The sequence below is a fragment of the Arthrobacter sp. LAPM80 genome (assembly GCF_046736435.1).
In the GTDB taxonomy this organism is placed as follows: domain Bacteria; phylum Actinomycetota; class Actinomycetes; order Actinomycetales; family Micrococcaceae; genus Specibacter.
This window is the reverse complement of sequence record NZ_JBCHVD010000044.1, coordinates 1-2630: the sequence shown is the minus strand read 5'-3', so window position 1 is coordinate 2630 and position 2630 is coordinate 1. Positions and strand designations below refer to the sequence as shown.

2 protein-coding genes are annotated in these 2630 nt (G+C 60.3%); both read left to right on the top strand.

Annotation, left to right across the window (positions count from 1 at the left end; genetic code table 11):
• The first annotated feature begins 148 nt into the window (after positions 1-148).
• Positions 149-1729, top strand: a complete 1581-nt coding sequence (gene istA, locus AAGW05_RS18415) for an IS21 family transposase (RefSeq protein WP_411806012.1) — start codon at positions 149-151, stop codon at positions 1727-1729.
• Between the two features lie 7 nt (positions 1730-1736).
• Positions 1737-2504 (top strand): ATP-binding protein, encoded by a 768-nt coding sequence (locus AAGW05_RS18410; RefSeq protein WP_411806011.1) that lies wholly within the window; start codon positions 1737-1739, stop codon positions 2502-2504.
• Positions 2505-2630 lie beyond the last annotated feature (126 nt).

The window sequence follows — 2630 nt, the reverse complement described above, 5'->3', positions numbered from 1 at the left end:
TGGCGCATAGCCTCTTGTGGTAGCGCTGGTCTGCGTTGTTGGTAGCGGGGTTCTGGGGACCTGGTAGCGCTGGGTGGAGGTTCGTGGTTTTCTGTCATTTACGGCGACGCGTTGGGCGCCGCCGTTTCTTTGCAAGGAGGCAAAGATTATGGCAGATTACCGGGCGATTATGGCCCTGTTGCTACAGGGCCGGAGCTATCGGCAGATCGTTGACGCGGTGGGGTGTTCCCATCGCGATGTCTCAGCGGCACGGAAAACCATCGATGACAGGGGACTGAGCGCGGCGGGTTTGGCGGAGCTCTCGGATGTGGAGCTTGTCGGCTGGTTCCCTGACGGGCGCAGCAAGGTCTCTGCCGAGTATGACTCGCCGGATTTCGCACAGGTCGTGAAGTCGATGAAAGCGAACCCGCACTTCACGTTGCTGCAGGCATGGCGGACGTATGTGGGTTCACGTTCTGTGTTGAGGAAGTACGGCTATGCCCAGTACTGCCATCTCTTTGGCGGATACGCGGTGCAAAATGACTTGGTGGCGACGCTTCATCATGAGCCGGGCATGTCCATGTTTGTTGACTGGGCCGGGGACACGATTCCGATCACCGACGCGGTGGCCGGGACGAGCGTGAAGGCGTATCTGTTCGTCGCCGTGCTGCCGTTTTCCGGGTACGTGTTCTGCCAGGCGTTCACGGACATGCGGGTGGAGGCTTGGGTGAACGCCCACGTTGGTGCGTTCGCGTTCTATCAGGGCATTCCTCAGATCGTTGTTCCCGATAACACGTTGACCGCGACGCATCGGAAGGTGAAAGGGGATCCTGCACGGTTCGTCAACGACAGATATGGGCAGATGGCCGAGCATTATGGCACGGCGATCGTGCCCGCCAGAGTGAGGGCACCAAGAGACAAGGCCGCCGTGGAATCTGCGGTGAACACCGTCAACAAGCGCGTGATCGGGTACCTTGCGCAGGACGTCTGGATGACACTTGCTGAGTTGAACGAGGCCATTACTGAGCGGGTGTGGGAGATCAACCACGACATTCGCCGTGCTGATGGCACGACCCGGTTCGAGCGGTTCACCGAGGAGGAGTCCCAGGTCCTTTCGCCGCTGCCCGAGTCCGCCTTTGAACAGGTCGAATGGAAGGAACTCAAAGTCGGGAGGAATTACCATGTCACCGCCGACTACCAGCATTATTCCGTGCCCTACACGTTGGCAGGGCGGTTGTTGCGCGTGCGCCTGACCGGGACGCGGGTGACAGTGTTTGACGGGCAGCTCATCGTTGCCGAACACCCGCGCAAACTCGGCCGGAAAGGGCAGTACTCAACAGATCCAGCCCATGTCCCACATCAGCACCGGGGTGTTGACGGGCTCTGGTCCCGGGAGTGGTTCATCGACCGGGCCCACACCTTTGGTCCTGCCACGATCCAAGTCATTGAACAGGTCCTGGACCGGCGCGTGATCGAAGCCCAAGGCTACCTGGACTGCCAAAACATTCTCGAGACCCTGGGGAAGAAGAATAAACAGAAGCTCGAAGCAGCCTGCCAGGAACTGGTGAACATGCGCGGCTATCCGTCCTACTCCACCTTGAAACGGTTGATGGCCGGCATCGACAGTGACACGCAAAGACCTGCCCCTCTCAAAGCTGCTGCTTCGAACCTACTGAACAGCAACGCCGCCACCGCGGAGTTGCCGGACGTCTATGTCCGGGGCGCTGACTACTACAAGGAAGGGCAGTGAGGCGAAGATGTTCACCAGTATCGATCACGAAAAGTTCAGGGCCTTGCGCATCACGAACGTGGCGACCCGTTTTGAAGAACTCATCAATGACGAAAGCCATGACGAGCTCACCCCGGAGCAGCTTTTCCTCACCGCCGTTGATGACGCCCTGGATGTACGCCGGGCCAACCGGATCGAGAAGCTCATCCGCCAGGCAGGATTCCCGATCCCGACGGCTTCCATCGCTGAAATTGACTACCGCGAAGGCCGCGGCATCAACCCCAACAGGATGAAACGTTACGCCGCCCACGATTGGAAGAGCGAGCCAACCAACCTGCTGATCACCTCACCCACCGGCGGAGGGAAAACCTACCTGATCTGCGCCATCGGCATTGCCGCCTGCGAACGCGAACACGACGTTCTCTACCTGCGCATGGATGACCTCGCCCGCAAACTCGTCATCGCCCGCGGCGACGGGATCGCTCACCAGGACCTGCTCACCAGGCTAGCCAACGCGGACCTGTTGATCATTGACGATTTCCTCACCGTCGGCATTGACCCGAACGCGGCCAGCGACCTGTTCGCGATCCTGGCCGACCGGGAACACCGCCTCCCCACCATGATCGCCAGCCAAACCGGCCCAGACTACTGGGCACAAGCACTGCCAGACCGCGTCGCGGCCGACTCCATCGTCAACCGCCTCGCCAACAACGCCCGAACCATCAAACTCGGCGAGGTCGACATGCGGCGCCAACGCAGCCAAGAAACACGCCAAACCAGCGGATTCTGGGAATAACAAACCGCACAAAATACTGGCGCCGGAACCGGTGGCCGGGTAGCCCAACAAAGCTGGCGCTACCCGGTCCCCAGAACCCCGCTACCAACAACGCAGACCAGCGCTACCATCCGGGGCTATGCGCCA

Excerpts from the sequence above, each read along its gene's own strand:
- AAGW05_RS18410 (WP_411806011.1), top strand. The coding sequence starts at position 1,737 with ATGTTCACCAGTATCGATCACGAAAAGTTCAGGGCCTTGCGCATCACG.
- istA (WP_411806012.1), top strand. The coding sequence starts at position 149 with ATGGCAGATTACCGGGCGATTATGGCCCTGTTGCTACAGGGCCGGAGC.